The following is a 25,583-nucleotide window of genomic DNA, read 5'->3' on the forward strand; positions in this document are numbered from 1 at the left end:
ATGAAGATCAGGGAGTGCACCTGGCCGGTAGCCGGCGGCTTGGGGACGGGGACGTCCCAGCACCAGGCCATCCGGCGGCCAAACGCCCTGTCGCTACCGCCGGCGGCCTCGGCCTGGGAGCGAGTGCCGGTCCCCCACGCCACGAACGTGGTGAGGTCTTCTACCTGCCTGGGCGTGGTGCCGTCCTGAGCGGGTGCCTGATCGCGGCGGCTTCGGCTGGTCCAGGCCCCACAGTCCTTGCACCTCCAGCGCGGGTGCCGGGCGGTGGTGGAACCGTTACGAATCATCCCGCAGCCGCATACCACACAACGCGGCCTGTTAACGCGGGGCATGCTGAATCATGCCCCATCCCCAATCAACCCCGATCATCCCCCACTATTTCAACGAAAAACCCCGATCCCACACACACATCAGCGCCGATTACTCCCGGATGAAGACCCGGGTACGGGCAGCACCGGCTCGGCGCGTCGCACAAGCGCAGCCGTATGGCTGCATGGCTGCATGGCTGCATGGCTGCATGGCCGCATGGCCGCATGGCCGCGGCGGCACGCTACGTGCGCGCAGCGCGGACCCGCTCACATAGTGCGCTCGTAGTAGAAGCGCGAGCCGTACAGAATCACGATGTTGATCCACATGCCGCCGACGGCGGCAGTGCCCAGGTCGATCTCCGCACCGAGCAGCGCGACGATCACCGCCCCCAGGACCACGTACCAGGCCACTTTCCCGGTCATCGCCCAGGCGGACTTCCAGATCTGCTCATCGCGCTCGTCCTGGGTGCCGTCCAGCGCGCGCGAGTAGGAGCTGCCGCCGCGCCGACGCACCCACCTGCCGATCAGCCAGAGGGCGAAGATACCCATCGCGACACCGCTGACGTAACCACTCAGGGAGTCCGCCTCACGGCGCGCGGGGTCATACACCCAGGCGACCGTAACGACTATGAGCATGACAATAGAGAGGACTGCGGTGATAGTCCTTGTCTTGCGCCGCCGAGCCGCCTTCGCCGCCGCCTGCGGGTTGCTCACCGCGGGGATGCGCGAGTTGCCACGTTCAGGCGCATGCTCCGGCGCATGACGGTTGCCGGAAGCGTCGGCGGCGGGCGTACCGGCGCCGTCGGGCAGGTCAGGCATGGAAGATCTCCTCGACTGCTTTGCCGAAGTAGCGGGCGATGGCAATGGCCAGCGGCAGGGACGGGTCATAGCGGCCCTTCTCAATGGAGTTGATGGACTGGCGGGACACGCCGACGACCTCTCCCAGCTGGGCCTGGGTGAGACCCCTGGCCTCGCGCAGGGCGCGCACGTCGTTCTCCATCGTCGGACTCCTCTGTAGCTTCAGCACGATAGTAGCGAAGGCTCCGGCGGCAGGCCCTGGCGCGCGAGGCAGGGCCTGCCGCGGTCCGCAACCGCAGACTGATACCGCAGGAGCGGCTGACCCTAGCGCAGGGAGAACAGCTCACGCCTCCGCTTTCCCATTCACCTGCCCCCGGGCGGCAACGACCACCGCATTGCCTGCGACGCTAACAAGCAGAACGGCGATTCCTGCGCCACTGAGCACGAGACTTCCATTCGTAGAGCCAACCAGCTGGGCAGCGAGGGAGGCACCCAGGCCGAGCTGCAAAAGGGCAGCCCACAGGCCAGTCATCTCCGGGGAGCCCACAGACACTGCCGGAGCCCCGGAGCGGCGCCGGGCGTAGCGGCGGACAAGCCCATACAACACACCCGCCAGCGCACCGCCGATGGTCAGCCCGAGGCCGAGGTCGAGCAAGAAGCGGCGCTGACCGGGCAGGACCGTGGCGATCACGGCGCCTACCAGCAACGCCGCAGCGACGATCACAATCAGGCGGGTCCTCATCGTTTGCGCAGCTAACCAGTTCATGGCGGAGTCCTTTCGGATCAGCTTTCAGACGGGGCTTCGTGTCCGTATTCACGGAGGCGCAGCCACCGGGATCAACCCAGCAGCTCACGTCCAGCTCCCTTGACATGACTAGCATGCTTGACATCGTCGCTCATGTCAAGCTTGCTTGCCCACCGTGACATCTGGTCACCTGCGCTCACCCGCCGCGTGGAGGCGGCAGCACCCGGCGTCGTGCAAGCCCGTCGTGCGCTCGCGGTAGGTGCGCGCGCCGTGGATGCGGGCATGATGGGCGGGTGAAGCAGACCGCGGACCCCGTCGCCCGACTCCTGGCCGACCCGCCAGGTCTGCCCGTCGTCGCCGCTCTGCCCCGACTGCGCGCACTGCTCACGTCTGGCTCGGACCACGACGCCGCAGCAGACGCCGCCATGAACCAGCCGACACCCACCACCCCGCTATCGCCGCGGGCCGCCCTCCCCACATCCACGTCCGACGTCGCCACATCCACGTCCACCACCAGCAAACCCGCATCTGCCGTCGTGGTCACCGCTCCGCCCGGCACCGGCAAGACCACGCTCGTCCCGCCCCTGGTAGCAGACGCCCTCGCCCACCCTGTCGTAGGCGCCGACGGGCAGGTCGACGCGCATCGCCCCGACCGCGTCATCGTCACCCAACCTCGACGCGTGGCCGCACGGGCCGCCGCCCGCCGCCTGGCCTCCCTGCTGGGCGAGGATGTCGGTGAGACGGTCGGCTACGCGGTGCGCGGCGAGCGCCGCACCTCGGCCCGCACCCGCATTGAGGTGGTCACCGCCGGACTGCTGCTGCGCCGCCTGCAGGGCGACCCGGAGCTTGCCGGCGTGTCCGCGGTGATCCTGGACGAGGTGCACGAGCGCTCCCTGGAGTCGGACCTGCTGCTGGCGCTACTGCTGGATGCGCGCGCCGCCCTGCGCGAGGACCTGACGGTGGTCGCCATGTCCGCCACTGCCGACCTGACGCGCCTGCCCGTACTACTAGGCGGCGCCGCCACTCCGGCACCGGTGGTTGAGGTGCCCGGCGTGCTGCACCCGCTTGAGGAGTTCTGGGCGCCGCCGCCGTCGGGCACCTCCCGCCTCGGTCCGCGCGGGGTGCCGCGAGAGTTCCTCGCGCACGTGGCCGCCACAGTGCTGCGCGCGCTGGCGGAGCGGGACGGGGATGTGCTGGTCTTCCTGCCCGGCGCCCGCGAGGTCGACGACGTCGTCGCCCGGCTGCGCGAGGCCGTCCGGGGCGACGAGGCACAGCCCGTAAGCGCAGCCGGTCGTAACGCACCTACCGTTCGGGTGCTGCCGCTGCACGGGCGCCTGCCCGCCCCTGCCCAGGACACCGCGCTGGCGCCGGTGGCCGGGGCGCGGCGGGTGATCGTGTCCACCGACGTGGCCGAGTCCTCCCTGACGGTGCCGGGCGTACGCATCGTCGTGGACGCCACCCTTGCCCGCGAGCCGCGCCTGGACGTGGCCCGGGGCATGTCCGGCCTAGTGACTGTTGGCGAGTCCCGGGCGGCCGGCATCCAGCGGGCCGGGCGGGCAGCGCGCACCGGGCCTGGCGCCGTCTACCGCTGCTGCACACAGGTGGACTGGGCACGAGCCGCCGCCGCGCCGACCCCTGAGATCCTGACCGCGGACCTGACCCGTACCGCCCTGGAGCTGGCCGCCTGGGGCGTGCCCGGAGGGGAGGAGCTGGCCTGGATCGACCCGCCGCCCGCCCCGGCACTGGCAGCGGCCACCGACACGCTGCGCCGCCTTGGCCTGCTTGACGCCGGCGCCGTGACCGCGCTGGGCCGCGCCGTGGCCGCCATCCCGGCGGACGTGCGGTTGGCACGGGCGCTTTTGGCGGCCACCGGCGCGATCGGCCTGCGGCGCGCCGCCGAGGCGACCACGCTGCTGAGCGCCGACCTGCGCGCACCCCAAGCCGACCTGACCGAGCTGGCGCGCAGCGTCCGCCGTGACCCGGAGGAGCGAGCCTGGAGGGAGGAGGCGCGACGCCTGGAACAGGCTGCACGTCGGCACCCGGCCGGGGAATCCGCCGCCCCGCTTGCAGCCGCCACCACCCAGCCTGGCGCAGAGCGCAGCGGGGCCGGCACGAAGGCGGCCAACGACGCTGCCCCGGCATGGGTGGACTGATTGGCCCGGCGGCAGCTGACGCCGTCGGGCTGGTTGCGGCGCTGGCGCACCCGGAGTGGATTGCCCGCCGTCGTGGCCCAGCACCGGCTGCGGGGCGGTCCGCCGGCTATGCGAGCGTCGGCGGGACCGGGCTGCGACTGCCGCCTGGTTCTGCGCTGGCCTCCGCCCTGTGGCTGTCGGTCGCCGACGTAGACCGCACCCCGGGAACTGCAGACGCGACGATCCGCGCGGCTGCACCGATTGATGAGACGCTCGCGCTGGCGGTGGCCGATGCCTGGCTGACCGAGGACGCGCACACCCGCTGGGACGGGGACCGGCTGCGGGTGGAACGGGTGCGCCGTCTGGGTGCGATCTCGCTGACCTCCGTTTCCGCCGGGGCACCGACACCGGCGCAGGTGGCGGACGCCGTCATCAAGCGGTGCCGCGACGAGGGGCTTGGCGTGCTGCCCTGGCGCGGCGGCGCCGAGCTGCGGGCGCGGCTGGCGCTGCTGCACCGGGAGCTGGGTGGACCCTGGCCGGACGTGGGGGACGCGGCACTCCTGGAGCGGGTGCGCGAGTGGCTGGTTCCGGGCGTGCAGGCGCTGGCGGACAAGTCCGGCGGGCACTTGGACCTAAGCCGACTGGATATGACGGCGTGCCTGCGCGCCCTTCTGCCCTGGCCCGAGGCCGCGCGCCTGGAAGAGCTGGTGCCGGAGCGGCTCCTGGTGCCGTCGGGCTCGCAGGTGCGCGTGGACTACCTGGACGAGCGAGGCGAGGCGTTGAAACGTCCGGTGCTGGCGGTGCGGGTGCAGGAGTGCTTCGGCTGGGCTGATACACCGCGGATCGTGGACGGGCGCGTGGGCGTGGTGATCCACTTGCTGTCCCCGGCGCGGCGACCGGTGGCAATCACCGATGACCTGCGCTCGTTCTGGCGGAATGGTTACCCGCAGGTGCGCGCCGAGATGCGCGGGCGCTACCCCAAGCATGCCTGGCCGGAGGACCCGTGGACCGCGCCGGCCACCCGCGGCACCGGCAGACGCCCTAGCTAGCGGTGTCCCTTCGCCTTAGGAGCTCGCCCTTGTCACCAGATGCACCACTTTTCCAAGTGCCTACCCTCTTCAGGTACGCCTAATCGCATGATCCCGCGAGTGACTCGGCAGATACGGCAACGGCTGGGCGTAAAGCGGTGCATTTCATGACACCGTCTAGAACCGGCTCGCGTCCAGGCGGCGGAAGCGCCACCCGGTCGGGTTGCGCGCGGTGCCGGCGGCGGAATCCGGGACCACGTATCCGAGGATCTGCAGGTTCCAGGTGCCGCGTACGCCCCAAACCGTAGCCTCGGTGCGGGAGCGGCCGCGGACCACGGGGAATCCGTCGGAGGTTCCGGTCTCTGCAGAGACGAACTGCGAGGCGTGGTAGGCCAGAGTGCCTTCGCGAATGTCGGACAGCCACTCGACCTTGGGCTGGGGGTAGCCGGTCATATGGGTCAGCACGCAGTCCTCGGTGAGCAGGGCGTCGATGGCGGCCGTGTCCGCCGCAACCATGGCGTCGCACAGCCGGCGGTAAAGCTCGATCGACGCGTCTTCGGAGTCGGCCGGGTGCACGGGCGGATTCGTCGCAGTCATGGCGCTGACTTTATGGCTGCGCGGCGGCACCGAACCAGGCCCTGGCAGGAACCCGAAGCTGTGCCGACAACGATCGGCGGGCGCATAGCACCCGGGCGATGCTTGTTCCGCTGTACCCGTTCCGCTGTACGCACTGGGTCCCCACGGCGGGGAAGCGCTACATGAAAAGATCCCCGGACTCCGACTTTTCGCCTGGATTCCGGGGATCGGTTTGGCGGTAGCGCTGGGATTCGAACCCAGGGTGGCTATGAACCACACAGACTTTCGAGATCTGCACCTTCGGCCGCTCGGACACGCTACCTTCGAAAGAGAGCCTACATGCCCGCAGGCCCCAAGCGCACCCACACGGCCTGCGAAGTCGCTCACGGCACCCCGGCCGGCCAGTACCGGAACCGTCCGCTGCACTACCCGGGGCGCCGTGAGGCAAAGAACTCCTGCAGCAACGTCTCGGACTCCTGCGCGCACAGCCCGGCCACCACCTCCACCTGGTGATTGGCACGCGAATCACGCAGCACATCCCGCATGCTGCCGCATGCACCAGTCTTCGGCTCCCACGCGCCGAACACCACCCGCTCCAAGCGGGCCAGCTGAGCAGCACCTGCACACATGGTGCACGGCTCCAGCGTGACCACCAGGGTGCAGCCATCCAGGTGAGACCTGCCCAGCACCGCCCCCGCCGCCCGCAGGGCAAGGATCTCGGCATGCGCCGTCGGGTCGTTCTGCGCCTCACGAGCATTGGCCGCCCCGGCGAGCACTGCGCCACCGGGTGCCAGCACCACCGCACCCACGGGCACCTCCCCGGACTCGCCCGCCGCGCGCGCCAGCGCCAGCGCCCGACGCATGGCGCCGTGGTAGCGCCGCTGGGTGATACCTGGAAGAGTCACACCCCCACCCTGCCACAGTCCACTTCCGCCCCTCGATCGGGTCAGAGCCCAATCCGGCGCCTCAACAGGGCCGCATCATCGGGCAGTTTGCGAGGCGCGGAAGGGAAATGTGGGAAGAATCTCGCCGACGCCCATTTATCGCTGACCTCATGCGGCTGTCAAGTCCACCCAACGTAGCCGCCCCAGGGGCCTTCACTTGCGGACGCGCACAAACCCTGAAAGATTCACAATCTTGTAAACGTCCTCATGGTCACGCGTTGAAGGCCATGTGCACGCCGATCACACCAGCAGTGCATCAACAGCACAATGGTGACGCATACCCTGCATCAAGGAGTGCCACGTGTCTGATTCCCCTAGCACGACTAGCAATCAGCCAACACCACTAGCATCCGCAGCCCCTGAGCAGCGCAGACTCAACACGGTGGTCTTCGCCGTCTCAGCAGCCATCATCGCCACCATCGCCGGCGCCGCGATCATCGCCCCGGAGACGGTCTCAGCTGCCTTCAATGCTGCCGTTTCCTGGGCCGGACGCTGGTTCGGCTCCTTCTACATCCTGCTGGTGACGGCAGCGCTGTTGTTCGTGATCGTCCTGGCGCTGTCGAAGTTCGGGAAGATCCGCCTGGGCCCGGACAACTCCACCCCGGACTTCTCCACCTTCTCCTGGGCCGCCATGCTCTTCGCCGCGGGCGTGGGTACGGGAATCATGTTCTATGCGGTCGCCGAACCGGTGGCCCAGTACATGAGCCCGCCGACCGGTGACGCCCAGACCGTGGAGGCGGCGCGCAACGGCATCGTGTTGACCCTGCTCCACTACGGCATCAGCGGCTGGGGCCTGTACTCGATCCTCGGCATGGCACTTGGCTACTTCGCCTACCGCCGCCACCAGCCGCTGGCGGTCCGCTCCACCCTGCGCCCGCTGCTCGGCGAACGCGTGGACGGTCGGCTCGGCGACGTCGTCGACGCCGCCGCCCTGGTAGGCGGGGCCGTTGGCATCTCCGCCTCGCTCGGTGTGGGCGTCGTCCAGTTGAATGTCGCCCTCACCATCCTGTTCGGCCTGCCGCAGGGGACCGCCACCCAGATCGGCCTGATCGCCCTGAGCGTCCTCATGGCCACCGTTTCCGCCGTTTCCGGCGTCGACCGGGGTGTACGCGTGCTATCCAACATCAACGTGCTGCTCGCCGTCGGGCTGGCCCTATGGGTGCTGCTGACCGGGAACACCTCCTTCCTGATTGATGCCCTGGTGGGCAATATCGGCGACTTCGTCACCCAGTTCCCAGGCCTGACCCTGGAGACCTACGCCTATGACCGTCCCACCGAGTGGCTCAACAGCTGGACACTGTTCTTCTGGGCCTGGTGGATCACCTGGGCCGCCTTCGTCGGCATGTTCCTGGCGCGCATCTCGCGCGGCCGTACCGTGCGCGAGTTCGTGGTCGGCTCCCTGGTGCTGCCCTTCTCCTACGTCACCATGTGGGTGTCGATCTTCGGCAACAGCGCCCTGGACCTGATCCGCTCGGGCAACCTCGAGTTCGCCGAGCTGACGGTGGAGCAGCCGGAGCAGGGGCTGTACACGCTGCTCGGCTACCTGCCCGGAGGGAAGTTCCTGATCGCCCTGGCCCTGTTCATCGGCATCCTGTTCTACGTCACCAGCGCCGACTCCGGAGCCCTGGTAATGGCCAACCTGTCCAGCCGCGCGCTGCCGACCTACCACGGTGACCCGCAGGACGCACCCGCCTGGCTGCGCATCTTCTGGGCGGCCCTGACCGGCGTGCTCACGATCGCCATGCTCGTGGCCGGAGGCATCCCCATCCTGCAGCAGGCAACGATCGTGATGGCCCTGCCGTTCTCCTTCGTGATCATCGCCGTCATGGCGGGGCTGTGGCGGGCAATGCGCACCGAGGCCACCCGCGAGCAGGCCCGCGGCATCGCCAACCGCAACCGCCTGCTGGGGGCCACGGGCACCGCCGCCGGCATGAACCGGATCCCCTGGCGCGACCGGCTGTCGCACACCTTCGACATTGTTTCCCCCGCCCGCGCCCAGCGCGCCATGTCCAACCGCGTAGTCCCGGCCCTGGAGGCGGTCGCCGACGAGTTGCGCAAGGAGGACTTGGTGGCCGAGGTCGTCGTCGCAGGCCCCGAGGCGCAGGACCCCGACGACGTACGCAACTTCCTCGGTTCGGCCACCCTCGTGGTCACGCCCCCGCCCACGCTGGTGCAGGCGACCGAGACGCAGGGCGAGCGCCTCACCGGCTCCCACTTCCGTTACGCGGTGCGCATGGTGCAGGCGCCGGTGCCGGCCTTCGGCGTGGTAGTCCACGAGGCCGACGACCTCACCGTCCGCCTGGAGGTGCGCCCCCGCGGCGGCGGTCAGGGCTACGACGTGATGGACTGGTCGCGCGAGCAGGTCGCCCACGACGTCCTGGACCACTACGAGCGCTGGCTGGAGTACCTGGGCGCCGCCGAGACCGTCTGAGCCGACTGACCTCCAGGAGGGGCGGTCGCGCCGACCCGGCCGACCGCCCCTCCCCCGGGGGACGATTCATCTAGGCTTGACCCATGCGCCTGCACGTTGCCGATCACCCGCTCATTGACCACAAGCTCTCTGTCCTGCGCGATGAGAAGACCCCCTCGGCCGTCTTCCGCCAACTCGTTGACGAGCTGGTCACTCTCCTCGCCTACGAGGCCACCCGCGACGTGCGCACGGAGGAGATCCGCATCAAGACGCCCGTGGCGGAAACGACCGGTCGGCACCTGGCCGAGCCGCGACCAATCGTCGTGCCGATCCTGCGCGCCGGGCTGGGCATGCTCGAGGGCATGACCCGGCTGCTGCCCACCGCCGAGGTCGGCTTCCTGGGTATGAAGCGCAATGAGGACACCCTGGAGGTGGAGACCTACGCCAACCGCCTGCCGGATGACCTGTCCGGGCGGCAGTGCTTCGTCGTCGACCCCATGCTCGCCACCGGCCACACCCTCGTGGCCGCCATCAACTACCTGCTGGAGCGCGGCGCCCGTAATGTCACCGCCATCTGCCTGATCGCCGCGCCGGAGGGCATCGCCACCCTGGAGGCGGCCATCGGCGACCGGGCCGATGTAACCGTGGTCACCGCTGCCCGTGACGACCGCCTCAACGAGCACGCCTACATCGTGCCCGGCCTGGGCGACGCCGGCGACCGCCTGTACGGCATCGTGGACTGAAGGCGGCACCCTTAAAGGCACGGCACCGTCGGGCCGGTGGGCACCTCTCCCCGTGCCCGCCCGCTTCTGTGCGGCGACCGAAGCATTTAGCATCGAGACCATGACTTCCCCGACGCCGTTCCCCGGGCAGTCTGGCCCTGCGCCCGCCGACCAGGACCGGCTCAGCCCACGAGCCATCGGCACCGCCATCCTGGCGGGGCTGCTGGCCTTCGGTGTGGTGCTCGGGGGCGGCCTGGCGCTGGGGCGCGGAAAGGACTACGCCACACCGGCCGCCACCGACCTGGTCACCTACATCTCACCGTCCCCGGACTGGACTGCCGGGGCGGAGCAGACCTGGACCACCACGGTGGCCGCCAACGCCCAGGTCATAACTGTCCCGGGTCATCTACTCACCCTTGAGACCGGGGACAATCCCGCCGATGCGACGCTCACGGCGTACGCGCTGTCTGACTCGGGCGCAGCCAAGTCCTGGTCGGCTCAGGTCGACGCCTCCACGGATGCGGGGGACACGGGCGACGACTTCGACATCCCCATGAAGCCCGCCTACCTCATGTGGGGCAAGAACACTCTCATCCATGACACCACCTTGTACGACCTGGACACCGGCGAGACCCGCGAGGCTCCCTGGTCCTCCAGCGACGGCGTGATGATCGCCGAGGACATTGCCATGGCCTGCGCCTCCGGCGGCAAATGCACCGCGTATCGCGAGGACCAGCCGGATACACCGCAGTGGACCGCAACCATGGAGTACCCCGAACGCTACTTCCAGTACGTGTCAAACTTCTACCAAACGGTATTTGTACGTGATGGCCAACGGTACTGCATTCTCGGGAGCCGCACCATACATAACATCGACACCGGTGAGCGGGTTCCCCTCACCATCCCGGTCCCGGAGGAGAACATCGTCGGGTACGGCACTTATGCGACGACCGATGGCTGGATGATTTATCTGACCGACTTCAGCAACCGGAACACTGTCTACGCATTTCCCCCTGAAGGCGGCGAGCCAATCGACTCCTATGCGGACAGCGAGGCTGGGGCCAACAATCAGTCGTCTGTCAGCACCTACAGGGCACGTTCGCAGGCTGAGCTTAAGGACCGATTCGCCGACGGCTCAACCGAGACCTTGCTCGGCATAGTGAACCGCGATGACAACAACTGCGCCCAGTCGGTTGAGGTCATTGACAAACGAACGATTGAGGTTACGCAGTTCACCGACGACCTCTCCTGCCTGTCAGCAATCCATATCTCTGAGGACCGCACCGTAATGACGGCCGGCCTCGGGGCAGCCGACGCCCAGGATGTTCTGACCTTCCGCCTGATGTACAACGCCGACACCGGAGAGGAGATCACCTTCCCCGGGATGGACACGAGCTCGGGCGCCCTCTTCGACCTCGTAGCCGAGGACTACGCCATCGGCTACGACCCGGCCACCGGCACGCTGATCGGCTACCGCCCCGCCTCCTGATCAAGCTCGCCCCGTCTCACCGCGCGAATCGCTACCTGCCGCCCGAGTCCTCCAGTCTTCCGGGTGAGCCGCGGTAAGGGCGGCGCCCCGGGCAGCACCCCGTCAGACACTGGATCGGGCAGGGGCACGGCCAACCTCGTGGCCATGCGGTTAAGGTACGCGGCCTACTCGGAGCCAACGCATGTAGGCACCATGTCAACGGTGTCGTCCCCGCCCAGGCCCAAGTCCAAGCACGAGGCCGGGAGTCGGCCGAGCCCACACCCGCAACCCGACGGACAAGCCCGAATACGTCCTGTGCTCGGCAAGCCGCCCTCACCGGTCCCCTCCACGTTCGGGATGCTCGGGGATGACAAGGTCGTGCCCGGCAGGCCGACGCCTACCGAACACGACCTTGTCAGCCTGAGCGCAACCAACCCGCACAGCAGCCGCAGTCAGCCCACCGCGCCCGCGGGTAGCGGATGCGCCTCAGAAGGCGGGGACCACGGACTCGTCGGTCCAGGTCTCCTCGATGTAGGTGCGCAGCTCCTCGGTGTTCAGCAGTCCGGCGAGCTTGAGCAGGTACTCGTTGTCCTTGTCGGCCCTGCGCACCACGAGCTGGTTGGCGTAGGGGGACTCCCCACTGGGCTCTAGGACGAGAGCGTCCTCGCTGGGGTTCAGGCCTGCGCCGAGCGCGTAGTTGCCGTTGATCACGGCCAATTCTGAATCAGCCATCGAGAGGGGCGTCTGGGCGCCGTCGACCGGGATCAGGTCGAACTTCTTCGGGTTCTCGGTGACGTCAAGGGTGGTGTGAAGCTCGACGTCGGGGTCGAGCGTGATCAGGCCAGCGGACTCCAGCAGCTTCAGGCCGCGGGCGGTGTTGGCGGGGTCGTTGTTGAGCACGATCGTACCGCCCTCGGCGGCCTCGTCGACTGAGCTGTAGCCCTTGTCGGTGTAGATACCCATCGGCTCGATGTGCACGTCAGCGATGGCCACCAGGTCGTAGCCCTTCTCCTCGTTCTGCTGCTCCAGGAAGTTGGGGGTCTGGAAGAAGTTCGCCGCCAGGGAGCCGTCGCTGAGCGAGGCATTGGGGATGTTGTAGTCCTCGATCTCTACGATGTCGAGGCTGATCCCGGCGTCGGCGGCAAGGTTGTCCTGCACCCACTGGAGGATCTGAGCGTGGGGCTGGGAGGACGCGCCGATTTTTATGGTGGCCGTGTCGCCGTCGACGCTGATGCCGTCAACGCCGCTGGAGTTGCCGGAGCAGGCGGCCAGGGTCAGGGCAATAGCGGACGCGACGCCGCCCACGAGGGCGCTGCGGCGGGAGATAGTGAGTCCCATGACTTTGGTTCCTTGTCTTGAAGTCGTGAAGGCTGCGCGTATTTCCATGACTGGCGCGAACGTGCGCAGCGAGGCGTCGGCACCATGGTTTACGAGCCGAGCCGTCGGGGCATCGCCCCGGGACTCCGGCTGGTCGAGGCTCAGCGGTGGTCGACCAGCCGGCTGAGCATGTCGCCACACACCTGGATGACAGCAACCACGAACACGATCAGGACGACGACGATCACCATGACGTCGGAGGCGTTCTGCCGGTAGCCGTACTGGATGGCCAGGTCGCCCAGGCCGCCGCCGCCCACGGTCCCCGCCATGGCGGTGTAGCTGAGCAGTGTGATCAGGGTGACCGTCGCGGACTGGATGAGGGTGGGCAGGGCCTCACGGACCAGCACGCCCCAAGTGATCTGGCGGTCGGACGCACCCATCATCAGGGCCGCCTCAACCTTGCCGTGGTCGACGTCGTTGATCGCGGTCTCCACCAGGCGGGCGTAGAAGGGGATCGCGCCGATAGTCAGCGGCACACATGCCGCACCCCAGCCCAGTGAGGTACCCACGAGCGCGCGCGTGAAGGGAATGAGCGCCACCATCAGGATTATGAAGGGCATGGAGCGCCCAATGTTGACGATCTGGGACAGCACCTCGTACACGGCCCGGTTGGCGTGCTGCCCCCGCTTGCCGGTGGTGACCAGCGCCAGGCCCAGCAGCATGCCGAGCACAATCGTCAGGACCCCGGACACGCCGAGCATCTGGAAGGTCTCCAGGGTGGCCGGGGCGAGCTTGCGCTGAATCGCCGGGTTGTTGAACCAGGTGTCATCGCCGCTGGCAGCCAGGGCGAGGATTCCAGCAGGATTAACGGAATTGATCAGCATGTTCATGCGCGCACCTCCGCGGTGACGCCCGCTTGGCGCAGGGCGGTGAGCGTGCCCGCCGCCTGTTCGGCGCGGACGGTGAGGGCCAGGCGCCCAACCTGCGCGGACCCGAGGGTCTCGAACAGGCCGCCGGCGACGTCGGCGCCCCGCTCGGCGGCGAGCGCTAGCACCTGCGCGGCAGCCGGCTGGCCGGGGCGGGCGGTGAGCGCGACGTCGATGACGACGTCGCCGTCGGGCAGGCTCCCCTCGGGGATCTCGGGGGTGGGGACCAGCTCGTGGGACAGGCGGGAATCGACGTCGGAGACGACCGCCTCAATCGGGCCGGACTCGACCACGCGGCCCGCCTCAAGCAGGCTCACGGAGTCGCAGATCTGACGCACCACGCTCATCTCGTGGGTGATGATGACGACCGTGACGCCCAGGCGGTCGCGCACGTCCCGGATGAGTCCGAGGATCTGGCGGGTAGTTTCCGGGTCCAGGGCGCTGGTGGGTTCGTCGCACAACAGGACGGGGGGCTGGTCCGCGAGCGCCCGGGCAATGCCGACGCGCTGCTTCTGGCCGCCGGAGAGCTGGGAGGGGTAGGAGGAGCCGCGGTCTGCCAGGCCCACCAGGTCGAGCATCCGGACGACCGTGTCATGGCGCTGCCCCTTGGGTACGCCTGCCAGGGCGAGCGGGTAGGCGACGTTCTGGGCGGTGGTGCGCGAGTCCAGGAGGTTGGCGTGCTGGAAGACCATGCCGATGGCGCGGCGGGCCTCGCGCAGGTCGCGGGCGGAAAGGTCGGTCATGTTCTTCCCCGCGACGCGAACCTCCCCGAAGGTGGGGCGCTCAAGGCTGGTCAGGCAGCGCACCAGGGTTGACTTACCGGCGCCGGAGGTGCCGACGATGCCGTGAATGGAGCCGGCCTGCACGTCCAGGGTGACACCGTCCAGGGCGCGTACAGTCTTCCCGCCCGGGAGCTTGTACACCTTGTGGACGTCACGCAGGGAGATCATGGGCTCAGCTACTGCGGCGCCGTCCCGGTCCAGCACCCGCGTGCCGGGTGTATCGGATGCAGGTGGTTGCGTCACGTAGTCCTCCATCGGTCCTGGCGGTAGCACCCTCACCGTGAACGGGGGTTGCTGCAACGTCGATGAGCCAGGTCTCTCGGTTGCTCTGGATGGTCTGCGCCAACGTTAGGCGGCGGGTGGCACCCGAGGCAAGCGGGGCGCGCAAAACGATGCACGCATCACTTCGCCGAGATCGGTCGATATAACCGCCGAGATCGGTAGAAGTTGCGCATCGGCCGGCACTAGCCACCGGTAGCGACCGACCGCTATGAGGCCGTCCGTGACAGGATGCAGCCATGGCACCCACGAACGCGACGACCCCTGCCCCGCGGCCGGAGCCGACCAGCCGCGCCTCCTCCCCCAGCGCTGCGCCGGCCGGGCCTGCGCCGAAGCTGTCAACCGACATCCTGGGGGAGCCCTGGGTTGCCCGCACCATTCCGGTGGCTGAGTCCCCGGCCGCTCCGGGTGCGGACCACGCCGTGCTCGTGCACCAACGGGGCGCGGCGCCCGCTCCGGGATCGGCGGGGCAGCCAGGCACCCCCCGCCACGAGCGGGCCGTGCTGTACCTGCACGGACGCAACGACTACTTCTTCCAGACCTGGCTGGCCGACGCCTTCCTGGCCGCCGGCTATGAGTTCTATGCGCTGGAGCTGCGCGCCTGTGGTCGGGCCGGAGTGGGTTACTGGTCCCCGCACGACGTGCGCGACCTGCGGGTGCATGACGAGGAGATCGCTGAGGCGCTGCGCATTATCCGCAGCGAGCACGGGCACTCCACGGTGGTGCTCAACGGCCATTCCACCGGCGGGCTGCAGGCGGCCATCTGGGCCGGGGACCATCCTGGCTCGGTCGAGGCGGTCACGCTGAACTCCCCCTGGTTGCAGCTGAACTCCTCCGGCCTGGTGCGCTCCTATGGCTCCGCCTTCATTGACCTGCTCTCCCGGCGCGATCCGGACCGGATCATCGACAACCCCAGTGAGAACACTAAGCTTGAGCAGGCTGCCGCGGATCCCGCCGCCACACCCGGCCAGGACCCCGCCACGGGTGCGCAGGAGGATGCCGACGCCGCCGCCTCGATCCCCGCGAACACCGATCCCGGCCCGATTGAGGTGGACATTTACGCCCGGACCCTGCACCGCCGCTGGGGCGGTGAGTGGGATTGGGACCTGACGCTGAAGCCCTCGCCGTCGTTCCCCGTGCGGGCCGGCTTCCTGGCGGGCATTCGCCGACTTCAGCGGGAGGTACGCCACGGGCTCGGCATCGGCGTGCCCGTGCTGGTGTGCTGCTCGACGGCGTCGGGCGGGCCGGGAATTTCGCGACAGGAGGCGCTTCGCTGCGACACGGTGCTGTCGGTGGAGCAGATCGTGGAGCGCTCCCGTTTCCTGGGCGAGGACGTCACCGTGGTGCAGATCCCCGGCGGCGTGCACGACCTGGTGCTGTCGCCCTCGCCGGTACGTGAGGAGTACCTGGGCACGCTCACCGGTTGGCTGACCGAGCGGCTGGGTTGAAGACTGGGATGCCGACTGGGCGTCCGGCCCGGACTTAGCGGCGCCGCTCACCGTGTGCCGGAGGCTCCCACCGGTTCCGCGAGCGCGGGGGCGCGCCGCGCCCACGGCGGCAACAACCGTCAGCCGGCCACCAGCTCCGTGAGCGCGGGGGCGAGGGCGTCGCTGACGCGTTCTACGACGTCGAGGGTGTCGATGAAGTCTGCCATGGTGCCGTACCAGGGGTCGGGCACATCCAGGTTCGCCGCGCGTCCGGGTGCGCCAAGCGCGCCGGCCGCCGTCGGGTCGTACTCGCGGAACATGCGGATGCGTGCGGGGTCGACGCCGAGCCGCTCGCCCCGACGCATCAGGGCACGGTGGTGCGCGGCGGTCATGGCGAGTACCAGGTCGGCGCGGCGTAGTTCGACGTCGCTGATGCGGTGGGCGGCGTGGTCGGCGATCGCCGTGGCGGTAGCCCGCGCAGTCGGGTCGGCACCGACGCCGTAGCCGCCCTCGGCCAGGACTTGCCGGGCGCGGGGGTCCATGGGGTTGCCGGACTCCTCGTCGGACACGCCCGCAGAGGTGACGACGACGCCGCCGGGACCGTCGGTGGGGATGCCCGCGGCGGTGAGGCGATCGATGAGCACGACCTCAGCCATGGCGGAGCGGCAGATATTGCCGGTGCACACCATGACGACGCCGTAGGGCGCGGCCGGATCGCGCGGCGCGGGCAGGTCGGGGACTGCGGCGTGGGCCGCCGCATCTGGGTTGGCGGGATCGGTGGAGCCGTGTGGGCGTGAGGTCATGGCAGGAGGGTGGCGGAGTCGAGGCGATGTTTCAAGCCTACGTCACCGAGGCGGCGCGTGCTGGCCGAGGCGTCTACGACGCGGTTCTCGTGCCCCGCCCCGGAAGCGCCCTTGTCGCGTCTGGAGATGCGAGGTGCTCCCTGGCCCGACATAATCGCCGGCGGCATCACCGGATGCCCGTCTTAATGCACCTTAAGGTGCGGGCGCTTTCTGACCGGTACAAGATCGACAGGAAGAGCGGCGACGTTGCGTCTTAATGCACCTTGAGGTGCGAGGTGCTTCCTGACTCGAAGGTTTCACCTTCGACCGACAGACTGCAACTATCGAGTCTTAATGCACCTTGAGGTGCGAGGTGCTTCCTGACGAGCGGAGGGGTCTATGTCGTGTTATCGCGACAGCGGTCTTAATGCACCTTGAGGTGCGAGGTGCTTCCTGACGGAGGAATGCCTGCGAAACAAGCCTCGACGAATGGAGTCTTAATGCACCTTGAGGTGCGAGGTGCTTCCTGACGCGAGCCGGAGGTCACGCTGAAGTGCCTGGAGTGCGGGTCTTAATGCACCTTGAGGTGCGAGGTGCTTCCTGACCCACCTATATGATCCCCTCCGTCGCTGGAGATATGGTCTTAATGCACCTTGAGGTGCGAGGTGCTTCCTGACCGAGGGTAAAACCCTTGACAGCACCCAGGAGGTAGAGCCTTAATGCACCTTGAGGTGCGAGGTGCTTCCTGACCCCTACCCCTGGAAACCGCGCCATACCGCCACTTCCAGGCTCGAGATCGCCACCGACCCCGCAAGCACCCCACGAGACCGACTAGCACCAGGCCAAAACTACCACCTTTCGTTGAAAACAAGCCAAGCGCCACCGACACCCCCAAAGACCCCTCCAGCCACCAACTTTCAACGAAGTCATGCGGAAAAGTCGAGGTCAAAACGTACCACACTTTGTACCGTAGACCGGATTGTGACCCTCAGGAGTGCGCCACACCAACCCCACACACCCCAACTGCATCACACGCAACACTCGCAACCACCGCTCTCGCCACCTCCAGGCCTCCCCGCCGCACCGACGCCACCGCCCCAGACAACCCGTGAGCACCCACCACCCCGCCGCGCCTTTACTACGCTACTTTGCCGTTAACAACGCTAGTTAACGGCCTGCTGAAGGGCGCGGAGGTATACAGCAAACGGCTAAGTGGCGTAGCAGACCGCGAACCGGCGTTCTAAACGCCCTCCCGAAACACCCTCTCCCTCAACGCCCTCCCGGGCAACCTCAGTCGAACAGCGTCGGCAGCATGGCCTCCACACCCGCACGCAGCTCATCCAGGTCCGGCACCAGCGGGCGGCCGGAGCCGCCGTCAGCCAGCAGATCGGTGCCGGTCACGGCGAGTATGTCCCCGTCGGCATGATCACGGAGAACCCCAGTGCGAAGGGAAAGCCCGGGCGCAGCAGGCACTCCACGACCGGACGGGCCATGTCGGTCAGGCGCTCGAGCTCAAGCCCCTGACCTCCTTGACCGTTGTTGGACAACAGGCTCTGGTAAGGGATGTCCAGGTCCAGCAGGGTCATGTTGTCGGACCGCTTGGCGTGCGCCCAGGCGCCGTCGTCCATGTCCAGCAAGGTACCCAGGTGGAAGTGCATGACCTGGCGCGCGTCCACCTCGCTGGGCACGGACAACAGGTGGTGCGCCTCGGGGTCGCGGGGGGCGCGCAGCGTGAACAGCAGGATGGCGCCGTCGCGCGCCGCCCGCAGCATGAGACGAGCGATGTGGACGGCAAAGCTGGTGCGGTCCAAGCCGCTTGCCACGCCCATGGCCTCCTGGGCCGGCAGCGCCGGAGACAGGCGGATGGGGGCGCCGTCGCCCGGGTCGTTGATCGCGCGACGGCCCGACGGTGTGACCGCGCGCAACCGCAGCACGGGGCCGTCGTCGGAGTCGGAAGCGGGTGGCAGCAGGGTGGCGGTCTCAACGAGTTCCTGCCAGCCCTTGGGCGTCGCGGTGGGGCCGGGTTCGGTCTGCACGTAGCCCAGGCCGAGGATCGAGGCGAAGTCAACCTCGTCGAGCGGGCGGTGCCAGGTGATGTCGGTGCCGTCGTGCCACAGGGGCAGGATGTCGTTGAACGGCAGCCCGAAGCGCACGTGCTCGGGCGTCGGCGGCGCCACATGACGGCCGCGCGAGCGTTCTCGGGGCCGGGACCGGCCTGGAATGTCAGCGCTGGAAACGGAATCCGGTCGGCGCCCCGGGAAGGGCGTCCAGGGCTCAGACCGTCCGCTCTCCGGGAGTCCCCCTGGTGCGGCCTGGCCCCGCTTGCCCCCGAAGTACTCGCTCATGGGGCCAGCCTAAGGCGCCGACGTCGAAAAGGCGCTGTCACGACGCGGCCCCTGCGCGTTCGGCAGAACTGCCTGCACAGAGCGCTTCACCGCGCGGCTCGTGCAGGTCATCCAAGCCCTCAGGTCCTCCGCGAGTGCGTTTGCCGTCCATATCCTTCGTCGTGGGCTGTTACCTGCACGCCGCCTGCTCGACGAGCACATGACCATGTGAGACGGCCGGAGCCTCACAGATCACTCACGGATTACTCGGCCCGTGCCCGCAGCCGCTCGGCCTTACGTGCCCTCTCCCAGCGGGGAACCGGCCTGGCCGTCATCGCCAGCAGCGCCAGCACTCCCAGCGCCGCGGCGGCGATCAGCCCCCATCCGGCCTGCCTGACCCCGACGGCGGAGATCGCGGTCATCACCGAGCCGATGTTCAGACTCAGCACCACCATCAGGGCGATCCTGGCGCGGGGATGCCCGAACCAGACCGCGACCGCCAGACCCAGAATCGCGAGCGTGACGACGGCGGTGGTCACCGTCGCCGTCGTCATGACGATCCGGTGACCGTCGGCGGCGCCGGCACCGTCCACCTCACGAACGAGTTCATCAATGGTCCCGCCGCCGAACAGCCTCAGCGCATTAGCGGTAAGAACCGCCACCACCAGCCCCATGGCCACGATCAGCTCCGCCGGGCGTCGACGGCGCACCTCGGCCTCCGCCCTGCGGGCCTGCTGCAATTCGCCGCCGGAGTCGGGAACCAGACGATCCAGATCCAGCACATACAGGTCGCCGTCGGTGACGATCCGGTCGCCGCCGCCGTTGCGGTGGTGGTAGGCAGTGAAGAAGTCCGGCCATATCTCCAGCAATGCCGCATCATTCGCCCAGCGGACGTCGTCGACCACGTAGTCGCGTTCGACGTCGATATCGGCATCGATCTTGTGCGTCACCTGGAGGGTGAGGGTGGACAGCCCCACGGAACGGTCGTAGGTCGCGCCGGCCAGCCAATCCACCCGGCGGCCGCCCGGCATCAACCATCCCTCGGGCACGCGCCAGAAGCGGATATGGTGTCGCTGGGCGGGATTGCCCTCCACCTCCTTCTGATATGCGAAGTCCTGCTTGCGCCCAAACAGCAGCAGGTCGGAGACCGGGGCCGCCGGGTAGGAGCGGCGCAGCAGCGAGGAGACGACGATCCCCCAGGACGATCGCAGCGTGATGGGGTCGGCGCGCACCCAGCCTGCCTTCGTCATCGCAGCGTGGATGTCCTCCTCGTCACCGAGCACGGCGAGGTTGACCGGGTCGCCCAGAAGGCCGTCAGCGGTGCGGGTCCGGCCGATGAAGTAGTCGGGCACGTACAGCCAGGTGAGGATCTGATGCAGGCGGGGCAGAGCCAGGTAGGACAGCACCGCCCAGAACAGCAGAATGTTGACGATCGCCCCCGGGTTCAGGCGGGTGCCCGAGCCGAGCAGCAGCCAAGCCAGCCAGAGCGTGGCCAGCGCGGCGACGGCGAAGAAGACGGCGTCCAGGACGTCGTCGAGGCCCCATTCGCGGGCGCCCGCGGCCAGTACCTTGTCCGACCCGGCTGAGTAGACCGGCGGAGAGTCCGGACGCGGGCGGGTGCGCGCCCTGGGCGCGGCGTCGCCGCTGCGGGCGACCCGGGCCGGTATCACGCGGGCATCCTGTTCACTGGTCATCGCCCGCACGGTACACGACCTATGACATCAGACAAGTCGACTCAATACCGCGATACCCGCCGCGCATACGTTGTATACGTTGTGTTTGTTGGGTACGTTACCCGCAATGTTGCCTGCAATATAGATATGCAGCGCTTCCGGTTTGAGAGTGTGGCGGTTCATCCGCCGGGTGGGGTGACACACCATGGCCGGCACTTATGACATTCCGAGATGGTTGAGTTGGTGGCGCTTTAGTGTGCGCGGTAGATCTGACGCGACGGTTCGTACGTTGTGATCGACGATTCGTACCCTCTCGTGACGGTTCGGCACCCAGAGGTACGTACCGTCGGGGCGTGTTCAATGGTCTGTGTAAGCCCTGATTGAGAGGACCTACTGTCATGACTGTGACTGATGAGAAGAAGAAGACCGCGCCGTCTGAGACCGTTCCGACTGGTAGTGGTGTGGCCCGGGAGCTAGCCGCCTCTGGTGCGTTGGATGACCTGTTTGAGCAGGCCCGGGTCCGGCAATGTGGAGCTCACTGGTGCTGACGGTCTGCTGCCGGCGCTGTTGAAGGAAGCCCTGGAGCGGGGCCTGCAGGCGGAGCTGACCGACCACCTGGGCTACGAGAAAGGCGAGCCGACCAAGGCCGCCCGTGGTAACGCTCGTAATGGCACTACGACCAAGATGATCGACTCCGAGGTCGGTTCCTTCGAGACCCGTGGTCCCCCGGGACCGGGCCGGCTCGTTTACGCCCCGCCTGGTGCGTAAGGACCGTGCGGCGCACGGGGCGGCCTGGACTCGATGATTGTGAGCCTGTACGCGGGCGGCATGACGGTGCGGGAGATCCGCCACCACCTGGAGACCACCCTGGGTGCGGGCGGGGTCGGCCCGGGGGCGATCAGTAAGGTCACCGACGCCGTGTGCGAGGCGGTCCTGGAGTGGCAGAACCGCCCCCTGGAGGAGTTCTACCCGGTCATCTACCACGGGTGCCATCCGCACCCAGGGTCCGCGCCGACCACCGCGTGACCACCAGGTCAGCCCACATCGCCGTAGGTGACGGGCATGGACGGCTATCTTGCACGTGCTGGGCATCTGGGTACAGGCCGAGGAAGGAGCCTCGCTGAAGGGCGGCTCGTGTGCGCGCAGCTGGCCAACCGCGGCATCAAGGACGTGCTTATCGTGTGCCGGGCGGACTTGTCGGCCTGCCCAGGGGCGACCCGAGGCGACCTGGCCCAACTCCCTGGTCCAGACCTGCGTCGTGCACCTGATACGCGCCCCTGGATGCGGTTCGTGGCCTATGGGGACCGCAAGCAGGTTGCCAAAGCGCTCAAGCCCGTCTACACCGCCCCCAACGACCAGGCCGCCCTGAAGGCACTGGCCGACTTCTCCGACCAGTGGAGCAGCAAGTATCCCCAGGGGCGGTGGCGACCTGGGAGAGGGCCTGGGAGCGTTTCACGCCGTTCCTGGCGTTCCCGCCGATGCTGCGCCGGGTCATCTACACAACCAACTCCATTGAGTCGCTGAACTACCAGCTGCGCAAGGTCTCGAAGAACCGGGGACAGTTCCCCTCCGACGAGGCCGCCGTGAAGCTGTTGTGGCCGGCCATCTGCAACATCGAGGACAAGCGCGCCAGAGAACGAGCCAAGGAAGCCGGCCTACCCGCCAGCAAACGCAAGGCCAAGGGCCGCATGGTCGAAGGACAAGTCACCACCAACTGGAAACAAGCCCTCGCCCAACTCACCGCCGCCTACCCCGAACGAATCCGCCCCTACCTGTAAGCAACAACCCGCTTACACAGAAAACTGACGTTTATGTTGGTTGTGCTCGTCGTGGGGCGTGACCCTCAAACTGACTGGCCTGCCGGTGGTGGTGCCTTTCGCGTGATTTGTCCGCCTCGCCGACGAGCGCAGCCGCCCGGGCCGGCGCGTGACCTAATAGGAGCCTGAACAGTCCTACGAATCGTCCCGTAAACGTCTTGTCCGCGCACGACCCGGGCGGCCGCAGTCCCCACACCACATACTGCGCGAGAGGCAGGACTCATCATGACAAGGACACCCGAGCATGTCCACACCGACGCCGCAGGTGGCGGACCGGGAGCGTCGGCGAGCGTGTTCGCCGGCGTGGACACCCACGCCGACACCCACCACGCGGCCGTAGTGGACGCCCTGGGCTACCCGCTGGCGGACCGCCAGTTCCCCTCCACCCCGGCAGGCCACCAAGACCTGTACGACTTCATCACCAGCCACGGCCGGCCCGCACTAGTGGCGGTGGAGGGCACCGGCTCCTACGGCAGGACCCTGACCAGCCACCTACTGTCCCAGGGCCTGCAAGTACGCGAGGCCCTGCGCCCCGGCACCCCCAAGCGCCCCAGAGGCAAGACCGACACCATCGACGCCTACCGGGCCGCACGCACCGCCGCAGCGGATGACGGATCACTACCGATACCCAAGACCGGCACCGGCACCTCAATCGCAATCCGCGCCGCCAACAACGCCCGCCGCCAGGCCGTACGCGCTCAGGGCGACACCATGCGCCAGCTCAAGGACCTACTGATCACCGCCCCCACCAGCGTACGCGAGGACTACCGGGGCCTTGACGACCGGGCCCTTCTGGACGCGCTGGCCGCACTGGACCAGCCCGACCCCCAAGACGACCCCGGCCAGATCGTGCGCTCCGTCCTGGGCTGCCTGGCTAGACGCTGGCTCGACCTGGACACCGAGATCAACCAGCACACCCGCCTACTCGACACCCTGACCCTACAAGCCAACCCGGCCCTGCGCGCCACCAAGGGCGTAGGCACCGTCGTCGCAGCCGAACTACTGTCCCTGGCCGGAGACAACCCCGGACGCATCCGCTCCCAAGCCGCCCTGGCCGCCATGACCGGCACCTGCCCCATACCCGCATCCTCAGGCCGCACCAACCGCCACCGCCCCAGGCCGCGGCGGCGACCGCCAAGCCAACTGGGCCATCCACCAAATCGCCCACAACCGCGCCACACACGACCCCACCACACGCACCTACATCCAACGCCTGACCTCCCGAGGCAAGACCAAACGAGAAGCCATCAGATGCCTCAAAAGAGCCATCACCCGCGAGATCTACAAAACCCTGACCAACCCCCAACCCCTACCAGACCACACCACCCTGCGCCAACGCCGCAAGACCAAAGGCATCACCCTCACCCAAGCCGCCACCGCCCTACACACCTGGCCCGCCCGCATCAGCGAACTCGAACGAGGCAAACGCCCCGACCGCGACCTCGCCACCACCTACGACCAATGGCTCACCACCGCTTGACACACATAGGAGCATCAGGCTCTACCGTCGTCGGAAATGCCGAAGCGTTGGTGCCAAGTGACGAATCGTCGCCCGGAGCACGCGGACGAACGCCGGGGCCGCCCCCGCGCAGCGCTACATGCGCGCCCGGGCACGGCACCGGAAACACTGAGAATCACCGATGCCACCGGCATGCACCGCCAACGGCCGCCACCCCGGTCCGATACCCGCATAATCCCTATCTTGCCTGTAATACGCGCAGGGGCCCGGGCGACATGCACGCGAGGTGCCCGAACACGATCTCGCCTCACCGGCGTGGGAGCATCACACCTCCGATCGCGCAGCCGCACACCGGTCCGGGAACACCTCCTCCATGCCCGCCGAAGAAGTCGATCGACAGCTGGGGATTGAGGTCGCCCCCGTCGCCGACGCCGCAGCAAAGACCGACCTCGACGGTCATATCAACCGACCTCAGCACGTAACTACTACCGATCTCGGCACGTAACCTCAACCGACCTCGGCGAGGGGCGGGTCAGCGGGCGGGCGGGGCGGTGGAGCCGCGCACCACCAGCTCGGTGGGGATGATGATGCGCCGCGTCCCGTCCTGCACCCCGGAGGCGACCTGCTCCAGGACCAGGTTGACCATCTCCACGCCGGCGCGGTGGAAGTCCTGGCGGATGGTGGTCAGCGGCGGGAAGCAGTACTCGCCCAGCTCCAGCCCGTCAAAGCCGACCACGGACACGTCCTCGGGCACGCGCCGCCCCTCCTCGTGCAGGGCGCGCACCAGTCCGATGGCAACCTCGTCATTGGCGCAGAAGACCGCCGTGACCTCCGGGTCGGCGGCCAGTCTCCGCCCGGCGGCATAGCCGGCGGCGGCGTGCCAGTCACCAGGCACGGCCTCGGGCACCTCCCGCCCGGCCTCCTCCAGGCATGCCGACCAGGCGGCGGAGCGGATCAGGGCGGACTGGGAGTCGGCCGGCCCGGTGATGTGGTGAACGGTGCGGTGCCCCAGCTGGAGCAGGTGCCCCACCGCGGCGCGCACGCCCCCTACCTGGTCGGCCGACGCCGAGGGGTAGTAGCCCACGAGCGCCGAGTCCGACACGGCCACCGGCATGCCGGCCGGCAGCGCCAGGTGCTCGCGCCCAGCCCGCCCGGCCTGGACGACGACGAGTCCGTCGACCGCCTGCGCGGCCAAGCGGTGCACCGCCGCGCCCATGTCCTCCGACTGGGGGCGGTCCACCTGCACCATCGACACCGTGTACCCGGCCTCCCAGGCGGCCTGCAGCACGCCGTCGGTAGTCTGCGCCTCGCCGGTGCGCAGGATCTGCTGGGTGAGCACGCCGATGGCCTTGAACGAGCCACTACGCAGCGCCTGAGCGGCACGGTTGGGGGTGTAGCCGAGCTGCTGCATCGCATGCAGGACCTTGTCCCGGGTGGCCGGACGCACATTGGCCGCGCCGGCTGAGACGCGCGAGACGGTCTGCGAGGACACGCCGGCCAGGCGGGCAACGTCGGCTACCGACGGCGCACCCCTGACACGTCGCTTCCCGTCCATTTTCGTGAGCCTAGCAGCCCGCCCGGGCACAAGCGCGAGCCCACCCCACCCACAGATTAATGATAACGTCGCCACCGCCGATGCACATCCTCCCGCACATATTCGTCAGAT

Annotated in this window: 21 protein-coding genes, 1 tRNA gene, 4 pseudogenes, 1 CRISPR repeat array and 1 riboswitch; of the genes and pseudogenes, 12 read left to right on the forward strand and 14 right to left on the reverse strand. The window is 68.3% G+C overall.

Going from position 1 to position 25,583, the window contains the following annotated elements:
• From GZ998_RS02090 to GZ998_RS02105, 4 genes and pseudogenes are all read right to left on the reverse strand, one after another.
• A pseudogene (locus GZ998_RS02090) lies at nt 1–287 on the reverse strand (hypothetical protein); the annotation flags it as partial.
• Nucleotides 288–575: 288 nt separating this feature from the next.
• Nucleotides 576–1,127, reverse strand: a complete 552-nt coding sequence (locus tag GZ998_RS02095; RefSeq protein WP_219108690.1) for a hypothetical protein — start codon at nt 1,125–1,127, stop codon at nt 576–578.
• Complete coding sequence (locus GZ998_RS02100; RefSeq protein WP_161923293.1) at nt 1,120–1,308, reverse strand: helix-turn-helix transcriptional regulator; 189 nt, start codon at nt 1,306–1,308, stop codon at nt 1,120–1,122. Before GZ998_RS02100 ends, GZ998_RS02095 begins: the two co-directional genes overlap by 8 nt.
• A gap of 141 nt (nt 1,309–1,449) precedes the next feature.
• Nucleotides 1,450–1,872: a hypothetical protein gene (locus GZ998_RS02105; protein ID WP_162679279.1), complete on the reverse strand. Its 423-nt coding sequence runs from the start codon at nt 1,870–1,872 to the stop codon at nt 1,450–1,452.
• A gap of 132 nt (nt 1,873–2,004) precedes the next feature.
• On the opposite strand from GZ998_RS02105, the gene GZ998_RS02110 reads away from it, so the two are divergent.
• The 3 genes from GZ998_RS02110 to GZ998_RS13290 are packed head-to-tail and all read left to right on the forward strand — an operon-like array spanning nt 2,005 to nt 5,032.
• The gene (locus GZ998_RS02110) at nt 2,005–2,148 is read left to right on the forward strand and encodes a hypothetical protein (RefSeq protein WP_162679280.1); all 144 of its coding nucleotides are present in this window, start codon (nt 2,005–2,007) and stop codon (nt 2,146–2,148) included.
• A complete protein-coding gene (locus GZ998_RS02115; RefSeq protein WP_219108693.1) occupies nt 2,145–4,004 on the forward strand; it encodes a helicase-related protein in 1,860 nt (619 codons plus the stop codon). The genes GZ998_RS02110 and GZ998_RS02115 overlap by 4 nt, the downstream gene beginning before the upstream one ends.
• Nucleotides 3,992–5,032, forward strand: a complete 1,041-nt coding sequence (locus GZ998_RS13290) for an ATP-dependent helicase C-terminal domain-containing protein (protein WP_219108695.1) — start codon at nt 3,992–3,994, stop codon at nt 5,030–5,032. Before GZ998_RS02115 ends, GZ998_RS13290 begins: the two co-directional genes overlap by 13 nt.
• A 156-nt stretch (nt 5,033–5,188) precedes the next feature.
• On the opposite strand, the gene GZ998_RS02125 is transcribed toward GZ998_RS13290, so the two are convergent.
• The 3 genes from GZ998_RS02125 to GZ998_RS02135 all read right to left on the reverse strand — a co-directional run bounded on the left by GZ998_RS02125 (nt 5,189) and on the right by GZ998_RS02135 (nt 6,450).
• On the reverse strand, nt 5,189–5,608 hold the full coding sequence (locus GZ998_RS02125) for a nuclear transport factor 2 family protein (protein ID WP_162679281.1): 420 nt from the start codon (nt 5,606–5,608) through the stop codon (nt 5,189–5,191).
• Nucleotides 5,609–5,820: 212 nt separating this feature from the next.
• A tRNA-Ser gene (locus GZ998_RS02130) sits at nt 5,821–5,909 on the reverse strand.
• A gap of 103 nt (nt 5,910–6,012) precedes the next feature.
• The gene (locus tag GZ998_RS02135; protein ID WP_162679301.1) at nt 6,013–6,450 is read right to left on the reverse strand and encodes a nucleoside deaminase; all 438 of its coding nucleotides are present in this window, start codon (nt 6,448–6,450) and stop codon (nt 6,013–6,015) included.
• Between the two features lie 382 nt (nt 6,451–6,832).
• On the opposite strand from GZ998_RS02135, the gene betT reads away from it, so the two are divergent.
• From betT to GZ998_RS02150, 3 genes are all read left to right on the forward strand, one after another.
• Nucleotides 6,833–8,962, forward strand: coding sequence for a choline BCCT transporter BetT (gene betT, locus GZ998_RS02140; protein WP_272927758.1), 2,130 nt, complete (start codon nt 6,833–6,835; stop codon nt 8,960–8,962).
• 83 nt (nt 8,963–9,045) lie between these two features.
• Nucleotides 9,046–9,684: a uracil phosphoribosyltransferase gene (upp, locus tag GZ998_RS02145; RefSeq protein WP_147681642.1), complete on the forward strand. Its 639-nt coding sequence runs from the start codon at nt 9,046–9,048 to the stop codon at nt 9,682–9,684.
• A 100-nt stretch (nt 9,685–9,784) separates the two neighbouring features.
• Entirely contained in the window at nt 9,785–11,152 is a 1,368-nt protein-coding gene (locus GZ998_RS02150) for a hypothetical protein (RefSeq protein WP_162679282.1), read from the forward strand.
• Nucleotides 11,153–11,617: 465 nt separating this feature from the next.
• On the opposite strand, the gene GZ998_RS02155 is transcribed toward GZ998_RS02150, so the two are convergent.
• The 3 genes from GZ998_RS02155 to GZ998_RS02165 all read right to left on the reverse strand — a co-directional run bounded on the left by GZ998_RS02155 (nt 11,618) and on the right by GZ998_RS02165 (nt 14,411).
• Nucleotides 11,618–12,469: a MetQ/NlpA family ABC transporter substrate-binding protein gene (locus GZ998_RS02155; RefSeq protein ID WP_161923289.1), complete on the reverse strand. Its 852-nt coding sequence runs from the start codon at nt 12,467–12,469 to the stop codon at nt 11,618–11,620.
• A 140-nt stretch (nt 12,470–12,609) separates the two neighbouring features.
• Nucleotides 12,610–13,332: a methionine ABC transporter permease gene (locus tag GZ998_RS02160; protein ID WP_257504933.1), complete on the reverse strand. Its 723-nt coding sequence runs from the start codon at nt 13,330–13,332 to the stop codon at nt 12,610–12,612.
• Nucleotides 13,333–13,334: 2 nt separating this feature from the next.
• Nucleotides 13,335–14,411, reverse strand: a complete 1,077-nt coding sequence (locus GZ998_RS02165; RefSeq protein WP_374939144.1) for a methionine ABC transporter ATP-binding protein — start codon at nt 14,409–14,411, stop codon at nt 13,335–13,337.
• Nucleotides 14,405–14,495, reverse strand: a riboswitch (SAM riboswitch). Its footprint overlaps the gene before it by 7 nt.
• Before the next feature lie 179 nt (nt 14,496–14,674).
• Here GZ998_RS02165 and GZ998_RS02170 point away from each other — a divergent pair.
• Nucleotides 14,675–15,883, forward strand: coding sequence for an alpha/beta hydrolase (locus GZ998_RS02170; protein ID WP_219108699.1), 1,209 nt, complete (start codon nt 14,675–14,677; stop codon nt 15,881–15,883).
• A 119-nt stretch (nt 15,884–16,002) separates the two neighbouring features.
• Here the strand turns inward: GZ998_RS02170 and GZ998_RS02175 are convergent, their stop codons facing one another.
• The 3 genes from GZ998_RS02175 to GZ998_RS02185 form a co-directional block, all read right to left on the reverse strand.
• On the reverse strand, nt 16,003–16,551 hold the full coding sequence (locus tag GZ998_RS02175; RefSeq protein ID WP_219108766.1) for a low molecular weight protein-tyrosine-phosphatase: 549 nt from the start codon (nt 16,549–16,551) through the stop codon (nt 16,003–16,005).
• Nucleotides 16,552–16,844: 293 nt separating this feature from the next.
• A CRISPR array of direct repeats spans nt 16,845–17,394; the repeat unit is 37 nt; unit sequence GTCTTAATGCACCTTGAGGTGCGAGGTGCTTCCTGAC.
• A gap of 647 nt (nt 17,395–18,041) precedes the next feature.
• Nucleotides 18,042–18,989 (reverse strand): hypothetical protein, encoded by a 948-nt coding sequence (locus tag GZ998_RS02180; protein ID WP_257504929.1) that lies wholly within the window; start codon nt 18,987–18,989, stop codon nt 18,042–18,044.
• 242 nt (nt 18,990–19,231) lie between these two features.
• Nucleotides 19,232–20,662, reverse strand: a complete 1,431-nt coding sequence (locus GZ998_RS02185) for an LssY C-terminal domain-containing protein (protein WP_219108701.1) — start codon at nt 20,660–20,662, stop codon at nt 19,232–19,234.
• Between the two features lie 507 nt (nt 20,663–21,169).
• On the opposite strand from GZ998_RS02185, the pseudogene GZ998_RS12955 reads away from it, so the two are divergent.
• From GZ998_RS12955 to GZ998_RS13450, 5 genes and pseudogenes are all read left to right on the forward strand, one after another.
• Nucleotides 21,170–21,667 (forward strand): annotated as a pseudogene (locus GZ998_RS12955) (transposase).
• Nucleotides 21,668–21,703: 36 nt separating this feature from the next.
• A pseudogene (locus tag GZ998_RS13440) lies at nt 21,704–21,997 on the forward strand (hypothetical protein); the annotation flags it as partial.
• A gap of 38 nt (nt 21,998–22,035) precedes the next feature.
• Entirely contained in the window at nt 22,036–22,419 is a 384-nt protein-coding gene (locus tag GZ998_RS12960; RefSeq protein WP_308807135.1) for a transposase, read from the forward strand.
• Nucleotides 22,420–22,683: 264 nt separating this feature from the next.
• A pseudogene (locus tag GZ998_RS13445) lies at nt 22,684–23,577 on the forward strand (transposase); the annotation flags it as partial.
• 208 nt (nt 23,578–23,785) lie between these two features.
• Nucleotides 23,786–23,938, forward strand: a complete 153-nt coding sequence (locus GZ998_RS13450; protein WP_374939146.1) for a helix-turn-helix domain-containing protein — start codon at nt 23,786–23,788, stop codon at nt 23,936–23,938.
• Nucleotides 23,939–24,449: 511 nt separating this feature from the next.
• On the opposite strand, the gene GZ998_RS02200 is transcribed toward GZ998_RS13450, so the two are convergent.
• Nucleotides 24,450–25,472, reverse strand: coding sequence for a LacI family DNA-binding transcriptional regulator (locus tag GZ998_RS02200; protein WP_219108705.1), 1,023 nt, complete (start codon nt 25,470–25,472; stop codon nt 24,450–24,452).
• Nucleotides 25,473–25,583: the final 111 nt, after the last annotated feature.

It is taken from the genome of Actinomyces sp. 594 (genome assembly GCF_019325145.1).
Lineage (GTDB): Bacteria > Actinomycetota > Actinomycetes > Actinomycetales > Actinomycetaceae > Actinomyces.